Below are 1947 nucleotides of genomic sequence, written 5' to 3' on the forward strand. Positions count from 1 at the left end.
TTAAAAATCATACTGCATTGCTATTTTAGAAATGAAATCGCCAATTGCTTTTCCACCCGCAACGCGATTCCAGCTTGTGTCAATTCCTTCAAAAATATTTTCTTTATTTGATAAAGGATCGCCATTGAGAAGTTCTAGGTAATCCACATCCTCACCGCGGCTACCACTGCTACCAAAACCTTGTGATTGATGACTAGACCTACTTAAAGCAGCAATTTCTTGATTGGACTTTCCTAAATTAGTATAGTAGGTTCCTGTTTTTAGGGTAGTTAATTTGGTCTTGTCAGCAGCATCAAATTTTTCTTGGCTTCCGTAAAACCACCATGAGGTGTTGAAAAATTGGCGTTTAGCTTGCCACGGCTTTACATATTTTAATTGTTCTGGAAAAACAGCTGGATCATTGGCTAAATTGAAGCTCTCTACGCTTAAAATTGCCGATGAAGTATGATGACCGTGCGTGGTTCCTGGCGAGCGGTGATCAAATCGATTGATAATGACATCGGGTTGAAATTTTCGGATGGCCCAAACTACGTCAGATAGTACTTGCTGCTTATCCCAAATGGATAATGTTTCATCTGGGTTTTTTGAAAAACCAAAGTCATTGGCACGAGAAAATAACTGCTCTCCACCGTCAATTTTTCGGGCTTCCAATAATTCTTGCGTTCGGATAACACCTAATAATTCTCTTAACTGTGGCCCAATTAAATTTTGACCACCGTCTCCTCTCGTAAGAGAGAGATAGGCTGTTCTTGCTTTTTTATCATTAGCTAAATAGGAAATGAGTCTGGTGTTTTCGTCGTCAGGATGGGCTGCAATATATAAAACAGAACCTAAGAAATTAAGTTTTTGAATTTGATTATAAATTTCAACTGATGTTGGTTTAGCTGGTTTTTGCGCCCAAACCGATTGCATGGAAAAGGCTAGGAGTACTAAAATAGTAACTTTGGTTTTTAACATTGTAATAGAGTTTTATTGCAGTAGCTTCAAAAGTACTAATTAAATAATTTTATAGATGTATTAAAAACTAATTTAACAAAAAGGCTATTTAAAGTAAAAAAGAGAACACCATGTATGGGTTCTCTTTTAATGTAGCACTTTGGCTGTTAGTCTCTATTGTGTCGATTGCCTCCGTGACGGTTATCACGCCCTTTGTTTTCGTGCTTGTTATAATTCCTTCTGTTATCAGCATATCTACGATTATCGTCATATCTGTTGTTTCGGGAGTAAGAAGGTTTTTGTTGGTATCTTGGTTGTGCAGTTCGATACCCTATATTGTTTTGATGTTGTCCTCTATAACCAACGCAATAGGTTCTACGGTGGGTATTAAAATTATTATATGGCCTGTGACCATGGTAGTTATTTAATACAACTTTATAACCGCTATATAAATCATAGTTGCGGTATTGTCTTGGAAGGTATCTAGAGCGCACCCAAGAGCCTCCACCAAAATAGATAAATTGAGAAGCTCGAATATCGTAATAGGCTTCTACATCAGGTAAGTAATAATAATCCACGTTGGAATATCCTGCTGGTCCCCAAGCCGGTGCCGTTCCTATATTTAAACTTACTGAAACTTGTGCATTTGAAGCGTGAGATGCTAAAAGTAAAAGTCCTGCTGTTATTAGTTTTAATGTTTTCATGATTTCTAATTTTTAGGTATGTATTTATTTTATTTAGGGTTCTAAAAATGAAATTCAATTACTGTGCCACTAAAAAATATTTAACATTTATTTAAGAATTTAATTAGTAATCAAACAAAAAAAAGAAACGCGATTTGCGTTTCTTTTTTTCTATTTATTTAGGTATTAATGTTTGCCTTTTCCATGTCCATTTTTACCATTATTTCCCTTAAAATCTTTTTTATCATTATAGTTTTTATAATTTGAAGATTTGATGTTTTTGTATCCAATCGTCTTTTGCGGTTTACCTTTATACCCTTTGTAATAT

At 35.0% G+C, this 1947-nt stretch carries 1 protein-coding gene and 1 pseudogene; both read right to left on the reverse strand.

The window, feature by feature from the left end:
- Positions 1 to 3: 3 nt before the first annotated feature.
- Positions 4 to 957 (reverse strand): annotated as a pseudogene (locus P8M54_RS08060) (PIG-L family deacetylase); the annotation flags it as partial.
- Positions 958 to 1103: 146 nt separating this feature from the next.
- The gene (locus tag P8M54_RS08065) at positions 1104 to 1640 is read right to left on the reverse strand and encodes a hypothetical protein (protein WP_300287033.1); all 537 of its coding nucleotides are present in this window, start codon (positions 1638 to 1640) and stop codon (positions 1104 to 1106) included.
- Between the last annotated feature and the right edge of the window lie 307 nt (positions 1641 to 1947).

The sequence above is a fragment of the Flavobacterium sp. genome (assembly GCF_029242675.1).
Classification (GTDB): Bacteria; Bacteroidota; Bacteroidia; order Flavobacteriales; family Flavobacteriaceae; genus Flavobacterium.